This is a genomic window from Thioclava sp. F28-4, assembly GCF_002020045.1.
GTDB lineage: Bacteria > Pseudomonadota > Alphaproteobacteria > Rhodobacterales > Rhodobacteraceae > Thioclava > Thioclava sediminum.
Genome location: NZ_MPZQ01000008.1, coordinates 1 through 21,179, shown reverse-complemented (window position 1 = coordinate 21,179; position 21,179 = coordinate 1). Strand labels below are relative to the sequence as shown.

The window sequence follows — 21,179 nt, the reverse complement described above, 5'->3', positions numbered from 1 at the left end:
AATAAGCAAGTTTTCCATTTAACCGAGCGTCAACCTCCCTTAAATCGGGGGCTTCTTAGGGAGAGAGCGGGAGGACCGTCCATGCTGGACCTGACCGAAATGCGCGCCACGCTGGCCGAGACTTATGATCTCGCGCCATCCATTGAGTTGGCAGAGGAAATGCGGGACATCCATGCGAAGATGGATCGCGTTATCCCTCTGCCAGATTTCGCGCGCTATGCGCCCTATATCCGCGCGATCAATCGTCTGAAAAAAGAGAAAAACGCGGTAATTCTCGCGCATAACTACATGACGCCGGAAATCTATCACGGCGTGGCAGATGTTGTGGGTGACAGTCTGCAGCTCGCCATCGAGGCCACGAAGGTTAAGGCCGGGACGATCGTCCAATGCGGCGTGCATTTCATGGCCGAGACGTCGAAGATCCTGAACCCCGCCAAGACTGTCCTGATCCCTGACATGAAAGCCGGTTGTTCGCTGGCGGAGTCGATCACCGCCGACGGTATCGCGGAGATGCGCGCCAAATATCCCGGTGCGCCCGTGGTAAGCTACGTTAACACGACTGCCGAGGTGAAAGCGGCGTCCGATATCTGCTGCACCTCGTCCAACGCTGCGCAGATCGTGCGCGCGATGGAGAGCGACACGGTCATCATGACCCCGGACCAGTATCTTGCGCAGAACGTGGCGAATGAGGTCCCCGAGAAGAATGTCGTCTGGTGGGAGGGCTCGTGCATCGTCCACGAGCAGTATACTGCCAAGGATATCAATGACTTCCGATCGATGCATCCGAATACACGGATCATCGCGCACCCTGAATGCCCGCCCGACGTCGTCGCAGCGTCGGATTTCTCGGGTTCGACCTCGGGGATCATCAACTACGTCGAAACCAACAAGCCGAAAGAGGCGATGTTGGTAACCGAATGCTCGATGGCGTCGAACATCGCCGATGCGTTGCCGGAAGTAGATTTTGTGGGTCCGTGCAATATGTGCCCCTACATGAAGAAGATCACGCTCGAGAAAATCCTGTGGTCGCTGCATACCGGGACCGAGGAAGTGATCGTCGATCCGCAGGTCGCCGAAAAGGCGCGGGTCGCGGTCGAGCGGATGATCGAGCTGTCCCGGACCCTCGCGAAGTGATCGAAACGCGACGGATCATTATCGTCGGCGCCGGTTTGGGGGCGCTTTATGCGCCGCTGAGCCTCGCGCCCCGCCCCGTTCTCATCATCTCGCCGGAAACTTTAGGCGAAGGCGCCTCCTCGGCCTGGGCGCAGGGCGGCGTCGCGGCCGCGATGTCGGTTGGCGATACGCCCGCCTCTCATGCGCGCGACACGATGATCGCCGGCGCAGGCACTGTTTCACCGCAAATCGCGCATTTGGTGACCGAAGAAGCGCGTCAGCACATCCTTGCATTAACCGAACTCGGCACGCCTTTCGATCGCGATCCGGAGGGTGATTACGTGATGTCGCGCGAGGCGGCGCATAGCCACGCGCGCGTCGTTCGGGTGAAGGGCGATCAGGCCGGACGCGAGATCATGCAGACGCTCGTGGCCGCGGTCCGGCAGACCCCTTCGGTTCAGGTTCTCGAAGGCGTTTTGGCGACGCATTTGGAGACGGAGGACGGGAGCGTCACCGGCGTGTGGATCGAGCGTGCGTTTGAGCCCTCGGGACCGGTGCTGATCAAAAGCCCGGCGATCCTGCTGGCGGGCGGCGGGTCGGGCGGGCTGTTTGCCGTCACGACGAACCCGCCGCGCATTCGTGGGCAGGTGATCGGGATGGCGGCGCGCGCCGGGGCGCGGATCGCCGATCCGGAATTCGTGCAGTTCCATCCGACCGCGATCGCGAGTGGCGAAGACCCTGCCCCGCTTGCGACCGAGGCGCTGCGCGGTGAAGGCGCAACACTCGTTAACGCGGACGGCGAACGCTTCATGCTTTCGATTCATCCCGATGCCGAGCTTGCGCCGCGCGATATCGTGGCCCGGGCTGTGTATCTGGAACGCAAAGCCGGGCGCGAGCCCGCTCTGGATACGCGCGAAGCCCTTGGAGCCGAGGTTCTGACGCGTTTCCCGGCTGTCGCCGAAGCTTGTGAACGGGCTGGAATAGACCCTGTTTCCGGCGTGATCCCCGTCGCGCCCGCCGCGCATTACCACATGGGCGGGATCGATACCGATACCGAAGGGCGCAGTTCGCTCGATCGGCTTTGGGTCTGTGGCGAGGCCTCGTCGACGGGGCTTCACGGGGCGAACCGTCTGGCTTCGAACGGATTGCTGGAGGCCTTGGTCTTCGCGCGAATTTGCGCTGTCGGGATCGCCGCAGAGCTTGGGGAGATTCCCGACGTCGAAACGGTTAATCCCGATTTTCCGCAAGGCGATGTCCCGGTGAATGAGCCAGCCGTTCAGGTGCTGCGAAAAGCTATGACCGACGGCGTCGGTGTCGTGCGCGATGCGGAGGGTTTGAAAGCTGCGCTTCGGGTCATTGCGAAGATCGAGGCGGAGGCTCGCACGGAAACGATGCGGAACATGACCGCCACGGCCACGTTGATTGCTGCGGCCGCCCTTGCGCGCGAAGAGAGCCGCGGGGGGCATTTCCGCTCGGATTTCCCGGAGATGAACCCGAAACTGGCGGAGAGAACGAAAATCACGCTGGAGGAGGCGCTGAAAATCCGCGCCGCTGCCTTGGAGGACTGACATGCTGCCCGATTTGCTGATCGAACCGATTGTCCGCGCCGCGCTGGTCGAAGACCTCTCGCCGATGGGCGACGCGACGACCAATGCGGTGATCCCGACGGGCAAAACCTATTCGGCGCGGCTGAAAGCGCGCGAAGAGGGCGTGGTTTCGGGAATGCAGGTCGCGGCGATGGCGTTCCGACTGGTCGATCCCACGCTGCGCGTGTCGATCCTGATCGCCGATGGCAAACCGTGCCAGGCTGGGGAGACCTTGCTGACGGTTGACGGATCGGCGGCTTCGATCCTGATGGCGGAGCGTGTGGCGCTGAATTTCGCAGGCCGCCTCAGCGGAATTGCCACGAAAACCGCAGGCTTTGTCGCGAAAACCGAAGGCACCAAGGCGCGCATCACCTGTACGCGGAAAACGACGCCGGGGCTGCGCGTTCTGGAGAAGGCCGCAGTGACCCATGGCGGCGGTTTTAACCATCGTTACGGACTGTCGGACGCGATCCTGATCAAGGATAACCATATCGCGGCGGCTGGTGGCGTGCGCGCGGTGTTGGAGGCGGCGAAAGCGGCGCGCAGCCACATGATGCGGATCGAGCTGGAAGTCGATACGCTGCGCCAGATGGAAGAAGCGCTGAAGATCGGCGGGGCCGATGTCATCCTGCTCGACAATATGGACAGCGCGGAACTTCGCGCGGCCGTGGCGCTGAATGCGGGCCGCGTGGTTCTGGAAGCTTCGGGCAACATGACGCTCGAGCGGATTGCCGAAGTGGCGGCGACCGGTGTGGATTACATCTCCTCCGGCGCGCTCACCCATTCGGCCCGGACGCTCGATCTGGGTCTCGATTTCTGAGAACTCAGCCGAGATAGTCTCTGAATTCGGCGCGCACGGCCTCATAGACCGAGCGTTTGAAGGGCACGATATTCTCGACCAGCTCGTCGAAGGGCATCCATTGCCAGACCGAAAATTCGGGATGGTCGGTCTCGATCTGCACCTGATCGTCGGAGCCGAGGAAGCGCATCAGGAACCATTTCTGCTCCTGCCCGCGCCAGCGGCCGTTCCAGATCTTCGGCACAAGATCATGCGGCAGGTCGTAGCGCACCCAATCTGAAGTTTTCGCGACGATTTCGACGAGATCGGGGTTCACCCCGGTCTCTTCTCCCAGCTCGCGTAGGGCTGCTTCTTTCGGCTTCTCGCCTTTGTCGATCCCGCCTTGCGGCATCTGCCAGGCCGGGCCGGGATTGTCGATGCGCTGGCCTGCGAACACGAGGCCAGCGGGGTTCATCAGCACGACGCCGACATTGCGGCGGTAAGGAAGTTTAACGATCTCTTCGGGGGTCATATGAAAAAGGGGCCCGAAGGCCCCTTCCCTCAATTCTGCTGCGTGTCGGATTTGCTATCGTCGCTGGGCGCTTCGGCCTTTTGCGTCGATGCGGTGTCAGCCTGCGTCTCGGGGGCGATGGCCGAGAGGCCTTTGATCAGGTCGATCGCGTAGGACATCTGGAAATCTTCCATCCGGCGCTTCGCGGCCTCTTCGGCTTTCGCGCGCTCGTCCTCGGCCTGCTGCTTCTCGTCCTCGGTCATCGAGTCGTTGGTGATCGCACCCTTCAGATCGGCCTCGGAGGTCATCTTGCGGGCGTTATCGCCGTCGGCAGCCTTATCCTCGGATTTCGGCTGATCGGGCTGCGGCACGACCACATCGGGGGCGATACCCAGCGACTGGATCGAACGGCCCGACGGCGTGTAGTAGCGCGCGGTGGTCAGACGCATCGCGCCCTCGCCCTGGATCGGCATGACCGTCTGGACCGAGCCCTTACCGAAGCTCTTGGTGCCGACGACGATCGCGCGGTGATGATCCTGCAGCGCACCGGTGACGATTTCCGACGCCGAGGCCGAACCACCGTTGATCAGCACGACGATCGGCTTGCCGTCGGCCATGTCGCCGGCGGTCGCGTTGAAGCGCTCGCTATCCTGCGGGTTCCGACCGCGGGTGGAGACGATCTCGCCCTTGTCGAGGAACGCATCCGCCGTCTTGATCGCCTGCGTCAGAAGACCGCCGGGGTTGTTGCGCAGATCGACGATGAAGCCATCGACCTTGTCCATACCGCCAACTTCTTTGACCTGCTCTTTGATCGAGGATTCGAGGTTCGGGAAGGTCTGGTCGTTGAACGTGGTGATGCGCAGGATGACGGTATCGCCGTCATGGCGGCCCTTCACGGCGGTCAGCTTGATCGTGTCGCGGGTCAGCGTGACGTCGAACGGATCCTGTTCGCCTTCGCGCACGATGGTCACGGTGATGTCCGAACCGACCGGCCCGCGCATCTTGTCCACCGCCTGATCGAGCGGGATCCCCATCAGGGACTCGCCATCGACCGCGGTGATGAAATCGCCGGACTTGATGCCGGCTTCAGCTGCGGGCGTGCCGTCCATCGGCGAAACCACCTTCACGAAACCGTCTTCCTGCGTGACCTCGATGCCGAGGCCGCCGAAGGAGCCGCGCGTCTGCACGCGCATGTCGCTGTAATCGGAGGGCGGCAGGTAGCTGGAATGCGGATCGAGCGAGCTGAGCATGCCGTTGATCGCGGCTTCAATCAGCTTCTTGCTGTCGACCGGCTCAACGTAGTCCTGGCGGATTTTCTCGAAAATGTCGCCGAACAGGTCCAGCTGCTGGTAGACGGTCTCGTTGCGTTTCGTTTCTTCGGCCATCAGCGGCGCCGCGACTTGCGTGGACAAAAGCGCCCCCGCGAGCGTGCCGCCTACCGCTGCCATCATGAACTTTTTCATACTCAACCCTTGTCGTCTTTTGTCTGGATGAACCACGGCGTCGGGTCCACGGGCTTACCGCCCTCTCTCAGTTCCAAATAAAGCGTCTCGCTGCGATCTGCACCAGCGCCATCTGTCGCCGCCTGCACGAATTCCTTGCCGAATTCCTTCGCTCCCGGCTGAATTCCGCCCATCAAACCGATGGGCGTGCCCTTTGGCAGCACGTCTCCGACCTCACCATAGACGGTTCCGAGCCCCGCAAGAACCAGAAGATATCCATCTGCGGGTTCGAGAACCATCACATTTCCGTAGTCGAGCAACGGACCACGGTAGCGAATTGTCGCAGCCCAGGGCGTTGTGACCAAGGAGCCCGGCTCACTAGCGATCACGAGGCCGGGACGTTTGATCCCTGCTGCATCGGGCTCGTTGAAACCCCGTAGCACGGAGCCGATCACAGGCAGGTTCAGACTGCCTTTCGCGCCCGCGAAATCGCCGCGCGGCGGGCCGATATCGTTTTCCATATCGCTCAGGCCCGTCGCGAAGCCTTCGAGCGTATCGGCGCTCTGCACCAGCGCGGTCAGCTCCTCGGGTTCTTCGAGATAGCGTTGCGGGAGTTTCTCGCGGCGCTCGGAGATCGCCTCGGACAGCGCGGTGCGCGCCTTGGTCACCGAAACCATCCCCGCTTCCAGCGTCTCGCGCGCGTTTTCCTGCAACTTGCGCAGGGTCGCGATCTCCTCGAGGTGGACGCTCAGTTTCTGCGCCTCTTCCTGCAAGGCCGGCGCGACCGAAGACAGCACCATCCCCGAGCGGGCCGAGCCTTCGGGGCCCGAGGGATGCAGCAGCAAGAGCGGCCCGTCGGATTGCTGCATCGTCGACATCACGGCCAGCAGCCCGCCAAGCTCCTCGCGCTTCGCGTCGAACCCCTGCTTGATCTCACGCTCGCGGATCGCGGCCCGGCGCAAGCCGTCGCGTAGCGCGCTCAGCCCCTGTTCATAGGCGTGGATCGTTTTCGTCAGCGCCGCGATGCGGTCGGATTTCGACTGCGCCGCATCGAGCGCAGTGATCGCCTTGCGCAGATCGGCCGAGGCCTTGAGTGCGGCGTCGCCCGATCCTTCCGCCCAAAGCGGCCCGGCCGAGATCAGAAGAGCTGCGAGTGCGGCGCGGATCACGATACGATCAGGCTCTTTCCGGTCATTTCCTCGGGCTGCTCGATCTGCATCAGCTCCAGCAGCGTCGGCGCGAGATCCGCAAGCCGGCCTTCGCGCAGCTTAGCGCCCTCCGGCCCGCCGACCAGAGAGACCGGAACGAGGTTCGTCGTATGCGCAGTATGCGGTCCGCCGGTTTCCGGATCGATCATGGTTTCGCAATTGCCGTGATCGGCGGTGATGATCATCGCGCCGCCCGCAGCCTCCAGCGCCTCGACGACGCGGCCGATATCGTGGTCGATCTCTTCCACCGCTGCGATCGCGGCTTGCAGCGAGCCTGTATGGCCGACCATATCGGGGTTGGCGTAGTTCACGATGATCAGGTCGTACCCGGTCTCGATCGCCTCGACGAATTTATCGGTGACTTCCGGCGCACTCATCTCGGGCTGCAGGTCATAGGTCGCGACCTTGGGCGATTTCGGCATGTAGCGGTCTTCGCCCTCCCACGGCTCTTCCTTGCCGCCGTTGAGGAAGAAGGTCACATGCGGATATTTCTCAGTCTCGGCCAAGTGGAACTGGCTAAGCCCTTGTTTCGAAATCCATTCGCCGAGCGTGTTGACGATCTCGCGCTTCGGATAGGCGGTCTTCATATAGGCGTTATGCTTGTCGGAATACTCGACCATCCCCAGCAGCGCCGCCCATTTCGGACGGGTCCCGGTTTCGAATTCCGAGAAGTCCGGCTCGCCGATCGCCCGCAGGATTTCACGGGCTCGGTCGGCGCGGAAATTGAGACAGAAGAAGCCGTCGCCATCCTTTGCGCCCTCGTAATCTCCGATCACGGTCGGCTTGATGAACTCGTCCATTTCTTTCTTGTCGTAGCTGGCTTCTACGGCCGCGACAGGGGTGTCGGCCCCCTGCCCTTTGCCGTTGATCATCGCGTCATAGGCAAGGCCCACGCGCTCCCAGCGGTTGTCGCGGTCCATCGCGTAATAGCGGCCATCTACCGTGACGACCGTGCAGCCTTCGGGCAGCCGGTCGCAAAGATCGGAGACGAAGGACTTCGCGCTATCGGGTGCCACATCGCGCCCGTCGGTGATCGCGTGGATCAGCACCGGCACTCCCGCCTCCGAGACCATTTTCGCCGCGGCGAGCGTATGTTCGATATGACCATGCACACCACCGTCCGAGATGACGCCCATCAGATGCGCGCGCCCGCCGCTGTCTTTCATCGTGTCGATGAAAGACAGGATCGCCTCGTTCTTGAAGAAAGACCCGTCCTCGATCGCCAGATCGATCTGGCCCAAATCCATCGCCACCACCCGGCCTGCGCCGATATTGGTGTGGCCGACCTCGGAATTGCCCATCTGACCGCTCGGCAGCCCGACATCGGGGCCGAAGGTTACCAGCGTCGATTTCGCCGGGTTGTTCCACAGAACGCGGTCGAGGTTCGGGGTATCGGCCAGCAGGGGCGCGTTGCCTTCGCGCTCCTTTCGCTCGCCAAAGCCATCGAGAATGCACAGGACGACGGGTTTCGGGCGGGTCATGGCGGCCTCCTAATCTGTTGCCCCCTCATACGCCTCGCAAGCCTTGGCGGCAACCGGGGGCGTGTGCGGCTCAGGCCTGGAACATGATCCGCCGGGCTTTCTTTTCGTAGCTGAGGATTTCGGTCTGTCGCGTGGCCGCGATCAGCGACGAAAGCGCCGCGTCGGGCTTTTGTATGTAGCGCCGACGCAGGTCCAGCACGACCGCGCCGCCATCCCGGATCACCCGCATCATAAGGTCGAGATAGTCGCCGATCGGGTAATGGAAACCGCAGGAAATCAGGCTGGTGACGAGATCGCCCGTGACCCCCTCCAGAGCATCAGGCTGCTTGACCGGGTTGAGCGTCTCGACCGCAGGGGCGCCATTGTCGCGCAGAAACGACGCCGCGGCGTCGAGCGAGGCATAGCCCGCACCGGTATCGCTCCAGAAATGGTATTGCTCCGGGGTTTCCTCGATATCGATCAGGGTCACGGCGCAATCGTAATCCTTGATCAGCAACGCGTCGTTGAGGCCCTGACCGCAGCCGATGTCGATCACATGGGTCGGTCGGCGACCGGTTTCCTCAAGCGCCTTTCGCAGAGGGAGATACTCGGTGAAGACCTCGGCGAGCGCCCCGCGGAAAATCTCTTCGTTCCGGGCCTCGACTTCTTCCAGCGCGGGCCCCCTGTCGCCGGCTTCCCAGGCCTTGCGCGCGGTGCCGGAAATCTGGCGCGTTCGCTGGAAGCCCATCAGCATCATCGCCTCGCGCGAAATGGACGCGCCGGAAATATTCATGTCGCGAAGTGTATTCATGGAGCCTGACCTGCTGGGCATTGTTTTCGGACGCAGCGTAACGTCGCGGAGACGCGGCGCAAGCTATTGAAAGCTGCACAATCTAAAGATGTGCTGATCAGACGCGGTGATAGGGGGTGCCGGCGATGATCTGGCCGGCGCGGTAGATCTGTTCGGTCAGCATGACGCGGGCCAGCATATGCGGCCAGACCATCTTGCCGAAGGAGATCGAGAACTCGGCGCGGCTTCGCAGGGACGGGTCGATCCCGTCCGCGCCGCCGATCACGAAAGCCACATCGCGCGCCTGATCGCGCCAGCCTTGCAGCTTGGTGGCAAATTCGGGCGAGGAAATCAGGCTGCCGCGTTCGTCGAGCGTGACGATCACCGATCCGTCGGGAATGGCGCGGCTCAGCAGGTCAGCCTCCGCGCCCTGCCCCAAGCCCTTCTTGTCTTCGACTTCAACGACGGAAGCCGGGCCGAGCCCGAAGGCGCGCCCGGATTTCTCGAAGCGTTTCAGGTAGTCGTCGATCAGCTCGCGTTCGGGCCCCTTGCGCAAGCGGCCCACCGCGCAGATCGTGATCTTCATGCAGCCGAACTCAGACGGGGGCGCCCGCAGGCATCCACATCTTTTCCAGCTGATAGAACTCGCGCACTTCCGGGCGGAAGACGTGAACGATGACGTCGGAGCTGTCGATCAGCACCCAGTCGCCCTGATCCTTGCCCTCAACTTTGCAAGCCCGGTCGAATTCGTGCTTCAGCCGCTCGGTCAGGTTCTCGGCGATGGCGCTGACCTGACGCGTGCTGCGCCCGGAACAGACAACCATGTAGTCACCGATCGAGGACCGACCGCGCAGGTCGATGGTCACGATGTCTTCGGCCTTGTCGTCTTCGAGGGAAGAGATGACGCGCGCGAGGATTTCTTCGCTCGTCGCTTCGGCATTGACGGCCCGTGTATTCATGGCCGCTGCCTTTGTGCCGGCATCACTCGGCACGATGGAAAGATGAGACAGGACATGGTCCTCCAGATGTTACGCACCGAAATGGCCCCGGCGCTGGACGTCCTCCGAAAATAGCATCCCGAAGGTTCAATTTCAATTTTCATGCGGCGAATTTTCGCTATGCGTTTCCGGCCCGGGTTGCAAGTCAAGCTGTGACCCTTCGAGCACGCGCACTTCGCGCTGCGGGAACGGGATCGAAATGCCGTTCGCCTTGAACGTATCCCACAATGCGAGGAACACCTGTCCGCGCACGTTCGTCAGCCCTTCGACGGGGTCGGTGATCCAGAACCGCAGGATGTAATCGACCGAACTGTCGCCGAAGCCGGTGATGTGACAGACGGTCGGCCGGGTCTTCAAGACGCGGTTCACCGATTGCGCGGCCTCGATCGCCAGCTTGCGCACCAGATGCGGATCGTCGTGATAGGAGATGCCGAAATTCAGGTCGATCCGGACGAATTCGTTGGAATGCGACCAGTTGACCACCTGCCCCGTGATCAGGTCCTCGTTCGGGATCAAGTACTCCTTGCCGTCGCGCGTAACGACCGAGACGTAGCGCGCGCCCAGCGAATTGATCCAGCCGAAGGTCTCGCCAAGGCTGATCACGTCGCCGGGCTTGATCGACTTATCCAGCAGGATGATCACGCCCGAGACGAGGTTCGACACGACTTTCTGCAGACCGAAGCCGAGGCCCACGCCGATCGCACCGGACAGAACGGCAAGCCCGGTCAGGTCGAAGCCCACCGCTTTGATCCCGATGAACAGCGCCGCGCCATAGAGCACGACCTGCATCACCTTGATGACCAGCTCCGACATTGAGGGGCTGATATCCTCGTTGGTGCGCAGCCGCACCGAGGTCTGCCCCGAGATGATCCGCGCGACCGACAGCAGGATCGTCGTCAGCACCAGCGCTTTGAGAACGCCGTAGGCCGTAATCCGGAAATCCCCGAATTCGACCGCCGTCCCGTTCAGAAGCCGCACGGTCTCGTCCCACAGCCCGAGGTAATAAAGCGTCACCCAGATCCACGCGCCCCAGCGCACGATGCGGCGCAGAAGCGCGTTGCGGATCAGTCGCGCGACGAGGCCCACGACCAGCCATGCCGTGACCAGCGTTGCCACCAGCACCACGAGGAAGCGCCAGGAATAAAAGCCTTTGGTCGCCTCGAGCACGAAGACCGACGCCCAGGCGAGAAGAACGAAGAGGAAGCCGCGCAAACGTTGCCGGAACAGGATCAGCAGCCGAAGCTGGCGGGTCGAAAGCTCGCGCCGACGTCCCCAGTCATCGACTTTCGGGGCAAGCCAGATCCGCCCGAGATGGGCCAGCGCGAAACATGCCGCGATGATCCCGAACTGCCAAAGCCGCGAGGGCAGCACGATCGAATTGAGGAAGATTTCGATCTGGGCCCAGATCGAAGCCAATATCTTGACGATGTCCCCATTCGCGAAATCCATGAAAATGACGTTAGCCCGGTTTTGCGATCAGTCCAAACACGGACTCTTCGATTGCCTCAGAGACGGATTCGCCGTATTTAGCGCCCCATGACACTCGTTTTCGACATGGATGACCGCGCCCGCCTTCGCGAGCGCTTCTACGGCGAAAGCCGCTCGGTGCTGGCACGACTTTGATGCTCCGCGCCTGCGGGCGCATATCTGCGCCTGCTGTCCCATGTCTGACAAACGGCCGTTTTTAGGCCAGCCATCCAAAGAAAGTGAGAGCCATGTCTGCTCCGAAGACCCTCTATGACAAGATCTGGGACGCGCATGTCGTGTCCGAAGACGAAGACGGCACCAGCCTGCTCTATATCGACCGTCACCTCGTCCACGAAGTGACCTCGCCGCAAGCCTTCGAAGGGCTGCGCATCGCGGGCCGCAAGGTGCGCGCGCCGGAGAAAACCATCGCCGTTCCGGATCACAACGTGCCGACCACGCTCGACCGCGCCAAGGGGATCGAGAACGAGGAAAGCCGGATTCAGGTCGACGCGCTCGACAAGAACGCCAAGGATTTCGGGGTGAACTATTACCCGGTCTCCGACGTGCGTCAGGGCATCGTCCACATCGTCGGCCCCGAACAGGGCTGGACCCTGCCGGGCATGACCGTCGTCTGCGGCGATAGCCACACCGCGACCCATGGCGCGTTCGGCGCGCTCGCCCACGGCATCGGCACTTCGGAAGTGGAGCACGTTCTGGCCACCCAGACGCTGATCCAGTCGAAGTCGAAGAACATGAAGGTCGAGATCACCGGCAAGCTGCGTCCGGGCGTCACCGCCAAGGACATCACGCTGTCGGTCATCGGCGCGACCGGCACCGCCGGCGGCACCGGCCATGTCATCGAATATTGCGGCGAAGCGATCCGCGATCTGTCGATGGAAGGCCGCATGACCGTCTGCAATATGGCGATCGAAGGCGGCGCGCGCGCAGGCCTGATCGCCCCGGACGAGAAGACGTTCGAGTATGTCAAAGGCCGGGCCCACGCTCCGAAAGGCGCGCAATGGGAAGCGGCTCTGCATTGGTGGAAGCAGCTCTACACCGATGAGGGCGCGCATTTCGACAAGGTCGTCACCATCAAGGCCGAAGAGATCGAACCGGTTGTGACCTGGGGCACCTCGCCCGAGGATGTGCTGCCGATCTCGGGCTCTGTCCCCGCGCCGGAGGACTTCAAAGGCGGCAAGGTCGAAGCGGCCAAGCGGGCGCTCGACTACATGGGCCTCGAAGCTGGCACCAAGCTGACCGACATCAAGATCGACGTTGTCTTCATCGGGTCCTGCACCAACGGCCGGATCGAGGATTTGCGCGCCGCCGCTGAAGTCGTCAAAGGCCGCAAGCTGGCCGATGGCGTCCGTGCGATGGTCGTGCCGGGCTCGGGTCTCGTGCGCGCGCAGGCGGAGGAAGAAGGTCTGGACAAGATCTTCCTCGATGCCGGTTTCGAATGGCGCATGGCGGGCTGCTCGATGTGTCTCGCGATGAACCCCGACCAGCTGGCCGAGGGCGAGCGCTGCGCGTCGACCTCGAACCGGAACTTCGAAGGGCGTCAGGGCTACAAGGGCCGCACCCATCTGATGAGCCCGCAAATGGCCGCCGCAGCTGCTGTCACCGGTCATCTGACCGATGTGCGCAAGCTGATGGAACTGGAAGACGCGTAAGGAGCGACGAGAATGGAAAAGTTCGAAAAAGTCACCGGGATCGCCGCTCCCATGCCGCTGGTCAATATCGACACCGATATGATCATCCCCAAGGGCTTCCTGAAGACGATCAAGCGCACCGGTCTCGGCGTGCATGCGTTCGACGAGATGCGTTACGACCGTCAGGGCAACGAGAACCCCGACTTCGTGCTCAACAAGCCGCAATATCGCGAAGCGCAGATCCTCGTGGTCGGCGACAACTTCGGCTGCGGCTCCTCGCGCGAGCACGCCCCGTGGGCGCTGGCCGATTTCGGCATCAAGGTGATCGTTTCGACCTCCTTCGCCGACATCTTCTACAACAACTCGTTCAAGAACGGGATGCTGCCGATCGTGCTTCCGCAGGAGCAGGTCGACATGCTGATGAAGGATGCCGAGAAGGGCTCGAACGCACGGATGACCGTCGATCTCGAGAACCAGGAGATCACGACCTCGGAAGGCGAGACGATCAAGTTCGACGTCGATGCGTTCAAGAAGCACTGCCTGCTCGAAGGTCTCGACGATATCGGTCTGACGCTGGAGAAGGCCGCGGCCATCGACACGTTCGAGACGCAGATGCATCAGGCGCGTCCCTGGGTGTAACCCAAGAAGCTATCGCTACATGGAAAGCCGCTCCGACCGGGGCGGCTTTTTACATGAGAGGGGGCGCGGGAACCCGGCGCCCGTGGTAGGGTTCATCATTTGACGTAGATCGAGAGGATGATGCGATGCGCGTTTCGACCCTGTTTCTGGTGACCGGCCTCGTGCTGATCGTTCTCGGCGTTGCGGCCATCACGAATCCCTTCGCGACCTCGCTGGCCCTGACCACCTTCGTCGGCATCCTGTTCCTGATCGCCGGGGTGGTGCAGGCGTGGCTCGCCTTTAACGACCGCGACGGGGCGCATCGGGCGTGGCATGCGCTGATCGCACTTCTCAACATCGTCGTCGGCGTCTGGCTGATGGCCGATCCGATGTCCGGCACGGTTTCGCTCGCGGCGGTGGTCGGCGTGCTCTTCCTGCTGATGGGCGCGCTGCGCTTGCTCATCGGTCTGCGCCTTGCCGGGCCGCGCCTGCGGTGGATGTTGGTCCTGTCGGGCGCGGTTTCGATCCTGATCGGCGTGCTGATCTTCTCTGCTTTCGATCAGATCGCGACGCAAATCCTTGGACTATTGCTTGGGATTCAGCTCTTGGCGGATGGTGTCGGGCTTGCCGCACTTGGCTTTGCCAATCGCGACTCCTGAGGGTTTTTGAGGCGCTAACCCCTTGATCCACAAAATATGGTTTCGCCTCCTAGGTTGCCACATTTTTGCACCTTTGTTGATGCAATGTCGCACCAGGTCTTCCAAGAAAATGCCTTAATGCGGCACAGAGTCTGAAAACACTATTTGCTTGGATCGGGAACTTGGGCAAAATCATGGCAAGTTTGAGGCAGCGCGCCACAGTTGGCGCGCGTCTTGCGGGTAAAAGGATCGGCAATGTACCGCATCCGACCGCAGGGAAGGGTAGGGTAACTGTGTTCTCACGTCTCTCAGGGGCGCTTGTTCGCGCGATCCTCGTCGCGGTGGTGATATGCACCCCCGCGCTCATTCTGCCTGATACAAGTAGTGACACCGCACAGATCGTGGCGCTTATGGCGCTGTTCGGTTTCGCGCTGACCCTTTTCGAATATGCTTCCGTTTATCCCGGTCTGATCGAGTTCCGCGATGCGCCGCCCTTCAACCGCATCCGCTTCATGTCGCTGTTCCTGACGGTGCTGCTGCTCTCGCTGGCGGTGCAGTCGCAATATCACGCCTCGACGCTCACCCGACTGATCGAGGTTCTCGGCACGACCGTCGCCAGCTCCATCGATGTGCCTTACAGCCCCGTTCGCCTGCTGCAACTCGCGCTGCCAGCGGATGCCTCGCTGCATCAGGTCGCGCTGGTGCGCACCGCTGCGGGCATGGCCTACCTGATCTCGCTGCTGACCCTTGGCTATTTCGTCATCGTCATGCGGATCATGGGCTGGCCGCAGGCGCATACGAAATTCAACGTCTGGGTCAATCTGCCGACTTTCGACCCGACCGCAGGCGGCGACGTGGTCGAGCGTCTGCGCCGCGATTCCTGGTTCAACATTGCGCTGGGCTTCCTCTTGCCCTTCCTTATTCCAGCGGTGCTCAAACTCGTCTCGGTCAGTTTCGTGATCGTGACGCTCGAAGTGCCCCACACGATGATCTGGATGGTGACGGCATGGGCCTTCCTTCCCGCAAGCCTGTTCATGCGCGGCATCGCGCTGGCGCGGGTGGCGCAAATGATCGAAAACAAGCGTCTCGCTTCCGGGGCGAGCGACTACTTGCCGGCCTGATCGCGACCTGCTTGGCACTGCCTGCCGCGGCAGAGAGCCTGCGCGTGGCGACATGGGATGCCGGGCTTTCGCGCCGGGGTCCGGGGCTTTTGCTGAAAGATATCCGCAACGACACAGCGCAGGTCGCGGCTGTGACCCGGATCGTCGATGCGATCGCACCGGATGTGCTTTTGCTGACCGGGATCGACTGGGACTATGACGGGCAGGCGCTGGCCGCGTTGAATGAGACTTTCGCGCAGCCCTATCCGTATCTCTTCGCGCCGCACCCCAATAGCGGCTGGCCGAGCGGGGTGGATCTAGACGGAAACGGCAAGCTTGGTGAAGCGCGCGATGCGCAGGGCTACGGGCGGTTTCCGGGGCAGGGCGGTCTGGCGCTTCTGTCGCGTTACCCGATCGAGGCCGACCGCGCGCGCGATTTCTCCAAGATGCTCTGGAAGGACCTGCCCGACGGGCAGAGCGCAGGGGCGGACCTGTCGCCGGAGGCGCTGGAGGTGCAGCGTCTCAGCTCCACCGCGCATTGGGATGTGCCGCTCCAACTGCCTTCGGGCGAGCCGCTGCATCTTCTGGCCTTCGCCGCGACGCCGCCTGTTTTCGACGGGCCGGAAGATCGCAACGGACGCCGTAATCGCGACGAGATCGCCTTCTGGCTCCGGTATCTGGATGGGGAACTCGACGCGCTGCCGCCCGAAGCGCCGGTGATCCTGCTAGGCGACGCCAGTCTCGATCCGATGGATGGGGAAGGACGGCGCGATGCGCTCGATCTGCTGCTGAACGGCCCGCATCTGCAAGACCCGCGGCCGCGCAGTGACGGCGCGAAGCTGGCTGCCGATCCCGCGCATGAAGGCGATCCGGGCCTCGATACCGCCGATTACGACGGGCCGGGCAATCTGCGGCTCGATTACGTTCTGCCGTCGACCGATCTGAAAGTGACAGGGGCGGGCGTCGTCTGGCCGAAGCCGGGCGCGCCCTTGGCGAAGGCGGCTGCAGCCGCCTCGCGTCACAAGATGGTGTGGCTCGACATCGCGTTGCCCTGATCGGGCACGACCTTGAGGCCCCGGATATAGAGATGCTCGAACACCACGCGCTGCAGCGTCTTCGGTGTGAATTCCGGGAAGCGCGCGTGGAAATCTGTGCCGTCGATCTCGTGGCTCATGTCGAACAGGTAGCGCATTTCGCGCAGCTCGCGTGCCAGCTCCCATGCGGGTGAGGCAAGCAGCAGCGCCGTCCACGGGAATTTCTTGATCGAGATGTCGCGCCCCATCTGACTCGAGAATTCCTCGGCCAGTTCGCGCGCAGAGAACCGCGTGCCGGGAAAACCGAGGTCGAGCAGACCGGGCGTGTGATCTTCGGTTTCGGCCAGTTGCACGGCGATCCGGGTCATATCCTCGAGATCGGCATAGACTCGCTGTGCATCGGGCTTGCCGAGCGACGTGATCTTGCCCTTGCGCAAATCCTTCAACATCACCCGGTTGAGCAGCGTGTCGGGCGCTTCGGCATTGATGAAATCGCCGCCGCGCAGGATCGCGACCGAACGGCCCTCTTCGGCATGGGCGCGGTAGCGCGCCTCCATCTCGGCGCGGATCTTGCCCTTTCGGGTGCAGGCGTGATGCGGGGTCGATGCGCTCCACGGAGACGGCTCGCGCCCGTAGACATAGACATTGCCCGGCACCATCACCGAGGCTCCGCTGTCGCGCGACGCGGCTAGAACCTGCTTGGTGATCTGGGGGATCTGGTTCGCCCAGTCGTGGTAGTTCGGCGGGTTCATCGCATTTACGATCCACCGCGCGCCGCGCGCTGCGATAGCCATGTCGGTGCCCCGGCGATAGCGATCGACGTCCCAGCCAGCGGCCCTGAAGGACCGTGCCGCAGCAGATCCGAACAAACCGCCCATTCCCAGGATCAATACCCTGCGATTCATTTCGCCCTCATGTGTCGTCTGCCTGCTCTAAACTCTAGCATGCGCTCATACGCGTGCGGGGGCCACTCGCCAACCACCTGATCCGCAAAAGCCCGCCGAAGCCTCGGCAACCGCTTGCCGATCGTCCAGACACGGTTTCGCGACCTGTGCCGCTTGACCAAGGGGCGGGCAGGGGATACGCCCTTCGAGACCCTGTTTTCTTGGGAGATTATCCTCATGTCCAACCCCTCCATCCTCATCCTGCCCGGCGACGGGATCGGCCCCGAAGTCATGGCCGAGGTTCGCAAAGTCATCGACTGGTACGGTGCCAAGCGCGATCTCGCCTTCGACGTCAGCGAAGACCTCGTCGGCGGTGCGGCCTATGACAAGCACGGCGTGCCGCTGGCCGATGAGACGATGGCGAGGGCGCAGGAAGTGGACGCGGTTCTGCTCGGTGCCGTGGGCGGTCCGAAATACGACGTGCTCGATTTCTCTGTGAAGCCCGAGCGCGGTCTGCTGCGCCTGCGCAAGGAGATGGACCTGTTTGCCAACCTGCGCCCCGCGCAATGCTTCGACGCGCTGGCCGATTTCTCGTCGCTGAAGAAGGACGTGGTGGCAGGCCTCGACATCATGATCGTGCGCGAACTGACCTCGGGCGTCTATTTCGGTGAGCCGCGCGGCATCTTCGAGGAAGGTAACGAGCGCGTCGGCATCAACACCCAGCGCTACACCGAGTCCGAGATCGAGCGCGCCGCCCGCGCCGCGTTCGAACTGGCGATGAAGCGCAACAAGAAGCTCTGCTCGATGGAGAAGGCCAACGTGATGGAGTCGGGCATCCTCTGGCGCGAGGTCGTGACCCGCGTCGGCGAGGAATATCCGGAAGTCGAACTGAGCCACATGTATGCGGATAACGGCGCGATGCAGCTCGTGCGCGCGCCCAAGCAGTTCGACGTGATCGTCACCGACAACCTGTTCGGCGACATCCTGTCCGACTGCGCCGCGATGCTGACCGGCTCGCTCGGGATGCTGCCCTCCGCGTCGCTCGGCGCGCCGATGGCGAATGGTCGCCCGAAAGCGATGTACGAGCCCGTGCATGGCTCGGCCCCCGACATTGCGGGGCAGGGCAAGGCCAACCCAATCGCCTGTATCCTCAGCTTCGCGATGGCGCTGCGCTACAGCTTCGATCAGGGCGACGAGGCGACTCGTCTGGAAACCGCGATCGAGAAAGTGCTGGCCGATGGCGTGCGCACTGCAGACCTGATGGGCCCCGAAGGTGGCACCCCGGTCTCGACCTCCGAAATGGGCGACAAGATCATCGAAGCGCTCGACGCCTCGCTCTGATCCACGAGACAAGTTTTGTGAAAGGCGCGGGCGCAAGCTCGCGCCTTTTTCATGCCGCGGCCTTGCAACTCCCGAACATCCGCTCAAGATGTGAGCGATAACACCGGGAGCCTCCCATGCCCGATTTCGGCGGAAAATCAAACGCGCGCGGTGCGTCGCTCGGCCTGACCTCGATGGCGATTTTCGCCACGCATGACGTCATCATCAAACATCTGGGCCAGACCTATTCGCCGGTTCAGATCGTGTTCTTCGCGGCGCTCCTGTCTTTTCCCCTGCTCTCGGTGATCCTGCTCAACGACAAACGCGGGGGAAGCCTGCGCCCGGTTCACCCCGGCTGGGTCGTCGGTCGGGTCTTTACCACCGTCGTCACCGGGCTTTGTGCGTTCTACGCCTTCTCGACCCTGCCGCTCGCGCAGGTCTATCCGCTCCTCTTCGCGATGCCGCTCTTGGTGACCGTCTTCTCGATCCCGATCCTGGGCGAGAAGGTCGGCATTCACCGCTGGGCCGCGGTTATCCTCGGCCTGATCGGCGTGGTGATCGTGGTGCGCCCCGGTCAGGCGGATCTCGCACCGGGCCACTTTGCGGCGATGACGGCGGCGGTCACGGGTTCTCTGGCCTCGGTGATCGTGCGCAAGATTGGCTCCGAGGAGCGTTCTGTCGTGCTGCTGCTCTCGCCGCTTCTGGGCAATGTGATCGTCATGGCGATCCTTCTGCCCTTCGTCTGGCAGCCGCTACAGATCGGTGATCTCGGTCTCATGGCGGTGATCGCGATCTTCGGCCTGACCGCCTCCTTCCTGCAAATCCTCGCTTATCGCGCGGGAGAGGCTGCCATCGTCGCGCCGATGCAATATTCGCAGATCCTCTGGGCGGTCTTCTACGGCTGGATCATCTTCCACGAAAGCGTGGACATCCCGACGCTTGTCGGCGCGGGCGTGGTGATCCTCTCGGGTATCTACATCGTCATCCGCGAGACCCGTGTCTCCGAGAACCAGCCGGTGCTGCGCACAAGGGGCCGGTCCGAAACCGTCACCGCCCCGCGATCGTCGCTTCTGGGTCGCGTTTTGGGCCTTCGTGCACGCAATTCAAGAAGCTGACTCAGACCCCCTTGCAAAACCCTGCACAAGCGGCTAATTCCCCGCCCACGGTCGGAGCGTAGCGCAGCCTGGTAGCGCACCTGCTTCGGGAGCAGGGGGTCGGAGGTTCGAATCCTCTCGCTCCGACCATTTTCCCGATTTCCCCTGATTTCTTTGCTTACAGCGATGTCGCTGGCCTTTCGGGCCGTGCTTTGGCACAACTTTCCCGAAGCAATGAAGGCAGGGCGAATGCAGGTCGAACCAACTCCTCTCAGCGGCGTTCTTGTGATCACCCCGAAGCGATTCGGCGATCACCGCGGATTTTTCTCCGAGAGCTATTCGGCGAAGCGATTTGCCGAGGCCGGGATCGAGAACGATTTCGTGCAGGACAATCATTCGGTCTCGGAGACCGTGGGCACGGTGCGCGGGTTGCATTTTCAGGCCCCGCCGCACGCGCAGGCGAAGCTCGTGCGCTGCGGGCGCGGGCGTCTCTGGGATGTCGCGGTGGATATCCGCAAGGGCAGCCCGACTTACGGCCATTGGTTCGGCACCGAGCTGAGTTTTGAGAACGGCAAGCAACTCTTGATCCCGGCGGGCTTTGCGCATGGGTTCGTCACGCTCGAGCCGGGGACCGAGATCGTCTACAAATGCTCGGATTACTACGCGCCCGAGTGTGAGGGCGCGATCCGCTGGGACGATCCCGATCTGGGCGTCGATTGGCCGTTTTCCGCAGGAACAGAGCCTGTTTTGTCCGGTAAGGATGCGGAAGCGCCGCTGTTTGCCGGGTTCGACAGCCCCTTCAAATGGGAGGGCGCAGCATGAAGATCCTCGTCACCGGGGGTGCCGGGTTCATCGGCTCCGCCGTCGTCCGTCTCGCCGTCTCGCGCGGCCATGAGGTGGTGAACCTCGACGCGCTGACCTATGCCGCTTGCCTCGAGAATGTCGCGCCCGTCGCCGATAGCCCGCTTTATGCGTTCGAACAGGCCGATATCCGCGACCCGGAGGCCTTGGCGGCGATCTTCACCCGCCACAAGCCCGACGCGGTGATGCATCTCGCAGCCGAAAGCCATGTCGACCGTTCGATCGACGGCCCCGGCGCCTTCATCGAAACCAACGTGATGGGCACCTACAACATGCTGCAGGCGGCGCGCAGCTTTTGGGAAGCCGAAGGCCGTCCCGAGAGCTTCCGCTTCCATCACATCTCGACCGACGAGGTCTATGGCACGCTCGGCCCCACCGGCCAGTTCACCGAAGAGACGCCCTACGCGCCGAACAGTCCCTATTCCGCCTCGAAAGCGGGCTCGGACCATCTCGTGCGCGCCTGGCACGAGACCTATGGCCTGCCAGTGGTGCTCACGAACTGCTCGAACAATTACGGCCCCTATCACTTCCCCGAAAAGCTGATCCCGGTCGTGATCCTGAACGCGCTCGCGGGCAAGCCGCTGCCGATCTATGGCGACGGCTCGAACGTGCGCGACTGGCTCTATGT

Annotated in this window: 21 protein-coding genes and 1 tRNA gene; 13 read left to right on the top strand and 9 right to left on the bottom strand. The window is 62.6% G+C overall.

From position 1 onward, the window contains the following. Positions 1 to 81: 81 nt before the first annotated feature. The 3 genes from nadA to nadC are packed head-to-tail and all read left to right on the top strand — an operon-like array spanning position 82 to position 3,519. Entirely contained in the window at positions 82 to 1,134 is a 1,053-nt protein-coding gene (gene nadA, locus BMI87_RS16205) for a quinolinate synthase NadA (protein ID WP_078522659.1), read from the top strand. After that, positions 1,131 to 2,681, top strand: coding sequence for an L-aspartate oxidase (locus tag BMI87_RS16200; protein WP_078522658.1), 1,551 nt, complete (start codon positions 1,131 to 1,133; stop codon positions 2,679 to 2,681). The genes nadA and BMI87_RS16200 overlap by 4 nt, the downstream gene beginning before the upstream one ends. Before the next feature lies 1 nt (position 2,682). After that, entirely contained in the window at positions 2,683 to 3,519 is an 837-nt protein-coding gene (gene nadC / locus BMI87_RS16195; protein ID WP_078522657.1) for a carboxylating nicotinate-nucleotide diphosphorylase, read from the top strand. A 4-nt stretch (positions 3,520 to 3,523) separates the two neighbouring features. Here nadC and BMI87_RS16190 read toward each other — a convergent pair whose 3' ends face one another. From BMI87_RS16190 to BMI87_RS16155, 8 genes are all read right to left on the bottom strand, one after another. Beyond that, positions 3,524 to 4,009, bottom strand: a complete 486-nt coding sequence (locus BMI87_RS16190; protein WP_078522656.1) for an RNA pyrophosphohydrolase — start codon at positions 4,007 to 4,009, stop codon at positions 3,524 to 3,526. A gap of 29 nt (positions 4,010 to 4,038) precedes the next feature. Further along, a complete protein-coding gene (locus tag BMI87_RS16185) occupies positions 4,039 to 5,451 on the bottom strand; it encodes a S41 family peptidase (RefSeq protein WP_078522655.1) in 1,413 nt (470 codons plus the stop codon). A gap of 2 nt (positions 5,452 to 5,453) precedes the next feature. Continuing rightward, positions 5,454 to 6,599, bottom strand: a complete 1,146-nt coding sequence (locus BMI87_RS16180) for a murein hydrolase activator EnvC (protein WP_078522654.1) — start codon at positions 6,597 to 6,599, stop codon at positions 5,454 to 5,456. Then, on the bottom strand, positions 6,596 to 8,119 hold the full coding sequence (gpmI, locus tag BMI87_RS16175) for a 2,3-bisphosphoglycerate-independent phosphoglycerate mutase (RefSeq protein ID WP_078522653.1): 1,524 nt from the start codon (positions 8,117 to 8,119) through the stop codon (positions 6,596 to 6,598). The genes BMI87_RS16180 and gpmI overlap by 4 nt, the downstream gene beginning before the upstream one ends. A gap of 70 nt (positions 8,120 to 8,189) precedes the next feature. After that, on the bottom strand, positions 8,190 to 8,909 hold the full coding sequence (locus BMI87_RS16170; protein WP_078522652.1) for a class I SAM-dependent methyltransferase: 720 nt from the start codon (positions 8,907 to 8,909) through the stop codon (positions 8,190 to 8,192). 97 nt (positions 8,910 to 9,006) lie between these two features. Continuing rightward, entirely contained in the window at positions 9,007 to 9,474 is a 468-nt protein-coding gene (gene rlmH, locus BMI87_RS16165) for a 23S rRNA (pseudouridine(1915)-N(3))-methyltransferase RlmH (RefSeq protein ID WP_078522651.1), read from the bottom strand. 10 nt (positions 9,475 to 9,484) lie between these two features. Then, positions 9,485 to 9,847: a ribosome silencing factor gene (gene rsfS / locus BMI87_RS16160; protein WP_075776745.1), complete on the bottom strand. Its 363-nt coding sequence runs from the start codon at positions 9,845 to 9,847 to the stop codon at positions 9,485 to 9,487. A gap of 132 nt (positions 9,848 to 9,979) precedes the next feature. After that, entirely contained in the window at positions 9,980 to 11,335 is a 1,356-nt protein-coding gene (locus tag BMI87_RS16155; protein WP_078522650.1) for a mechanosensitive ion channel family protein, read from the bottom strand. Between the two features lie 266 nt (positions 11,336 to 11,601). On the opposite strand from BMI87_RS16155, the gene leuC reads away from it, so the two are divergent. From leuC to BMI87_RS16130, 5 genes are all read left to right on the top strand, one after another. Continuing rightward, entirely contained in the window at positions 11,602 to 13,023 is a 1,422-nt protein-coding gene (gene leuC / locus BMI87_RS16150; RefSeq protein ID WP_078522649.1) for a 3-isopropylmalate dehydratase large subunit, read from the top strand. A gap of 12 nt (positions 13,024 to 13,035) precedes the next feature. Continuing rightward, positions 13,036 to 13,641 carry a 3-isopropylmalate dehydratase small subunit gene (leuD, locus tag BMI87_RS16145; protein ID WP_078522648.1) on the top strand — a complete coding sequence of 202 codons (606 nt, stop codon included), beginning with the start codon at positions 13,036 to 13,038 and terminating at the stop codon, positions 13,639 to 13,641. 125 nt (positions 13,642 to 13,766) lie between these two features. Further along, positions 13,767 to 14,279, top strand: a complete 513-nt coding sequence (locus BMI87_RS16140; RefSeq protein WP_078522647.1) for an HdeD family acid-resistance protein — start codon at positions 13,767 to 13,769, stop codon at positions 14,277 to 14,279. A 272-nt stretch (positions 14,280 to 14,551) separates the two neighbouring features. Further along, complete coding sequence (locus BMI87_RS16135) at positions 14,552 to 15,379, top strand: hypothetical protein (protein WP_133052000.1); 828 nt, start codon at positions 14,552 to 14,554, stop codon at positions 15,377 to 15,379. 11 nt (positions 15,380 to 15,390) lie between these two features. Beyond that, complete coding sequence (locus tag BMI87_RS16130) at positions 15,391 to 16,413, top strand: endonuclease/exonuclease/phosphatase family protein (protein WP_246832723.1); 1,023 nt, start codon at positions 15,391 to 15,393, stop codon at positions 16,411 to 16,413. Here the strand turns inward: BMI87_RS16130 and BMI87_RS16125 are convergent. Continuing rightward, positions 16,377 to 17,186, bottom strand: a complete 810-nt coding sequence (locus BMI87_RS16125) for an epimerase (protein ID WP_246832722.1) — start codon at positions 17,184 to 17,186, stop codon at positions 16,377 to 16,379. The two genes, BMI87_RS16130 and BMI87_RS16125, sit on opposite strands and share 37 nt — an antisense overlap. Before the next feature lie 327 nt (positions 17,187 to 17,513). On the opposite strand from BMI87_RS16125, the gene leuB reads away from it, so the two are divergent. The 5 genes from leuB to BMI87_RS16100 all read left to right on the top strand — a co-directional run. Further along, positions 17,514 to 18,617, top strand: coding sequence for a 3-isopropylmalate dehydrogenase (gene leuB / locus BMI87_RS16120; protein ID WP_078522644.1), 1,104 nt, complete (start codon positions 17,514 to 17,516; stop codon positions 18,615 to 18,617). Positions 18,618 to 18,733: 116 nt separating this feature from the next. Further along, positions 18,734 to 19,711: a DMT family transporter gene (locus tag BMI87_RS16115; protein WP_078522643.1), complete on the top strand. Its 978-nt coding sequence runs from the start codon at positions 18,734 to 18,736 to the stop codon at positions 19,709 to 19,711. 52 nt (positions 19,712 to 19,763) lie between these two features. Further along, positions 19,764 to 19,840 (top strand) — tRNA-Pro (locus BMI87_RS16110). A 99-nt stretch (positions 19,841 to 19,939) separates the two neighbouring features. Further along, entirely contained in the window at positions 19,940 to 20,512 is a 573-nt protein-coding gene (gene rfbC / locus BMI87_RS16105; RefSeq protein WP_078522642.1) for a dTDP-4-dehydrorhamnose 3,5-epimerase, read from the top strand. Continuing rightward, the coding region (locus BMI87_RS16100) for a dTDP-glucose 4,6-dehydratase (RefSeq protein ID WP_146681642.1) at positions 20,509 to 21,179 on the top strand (671 nt) is incomplete at its 3' end. The genes rfbC and BMI87_RS16100, both read left to right, overlap by 4 nt.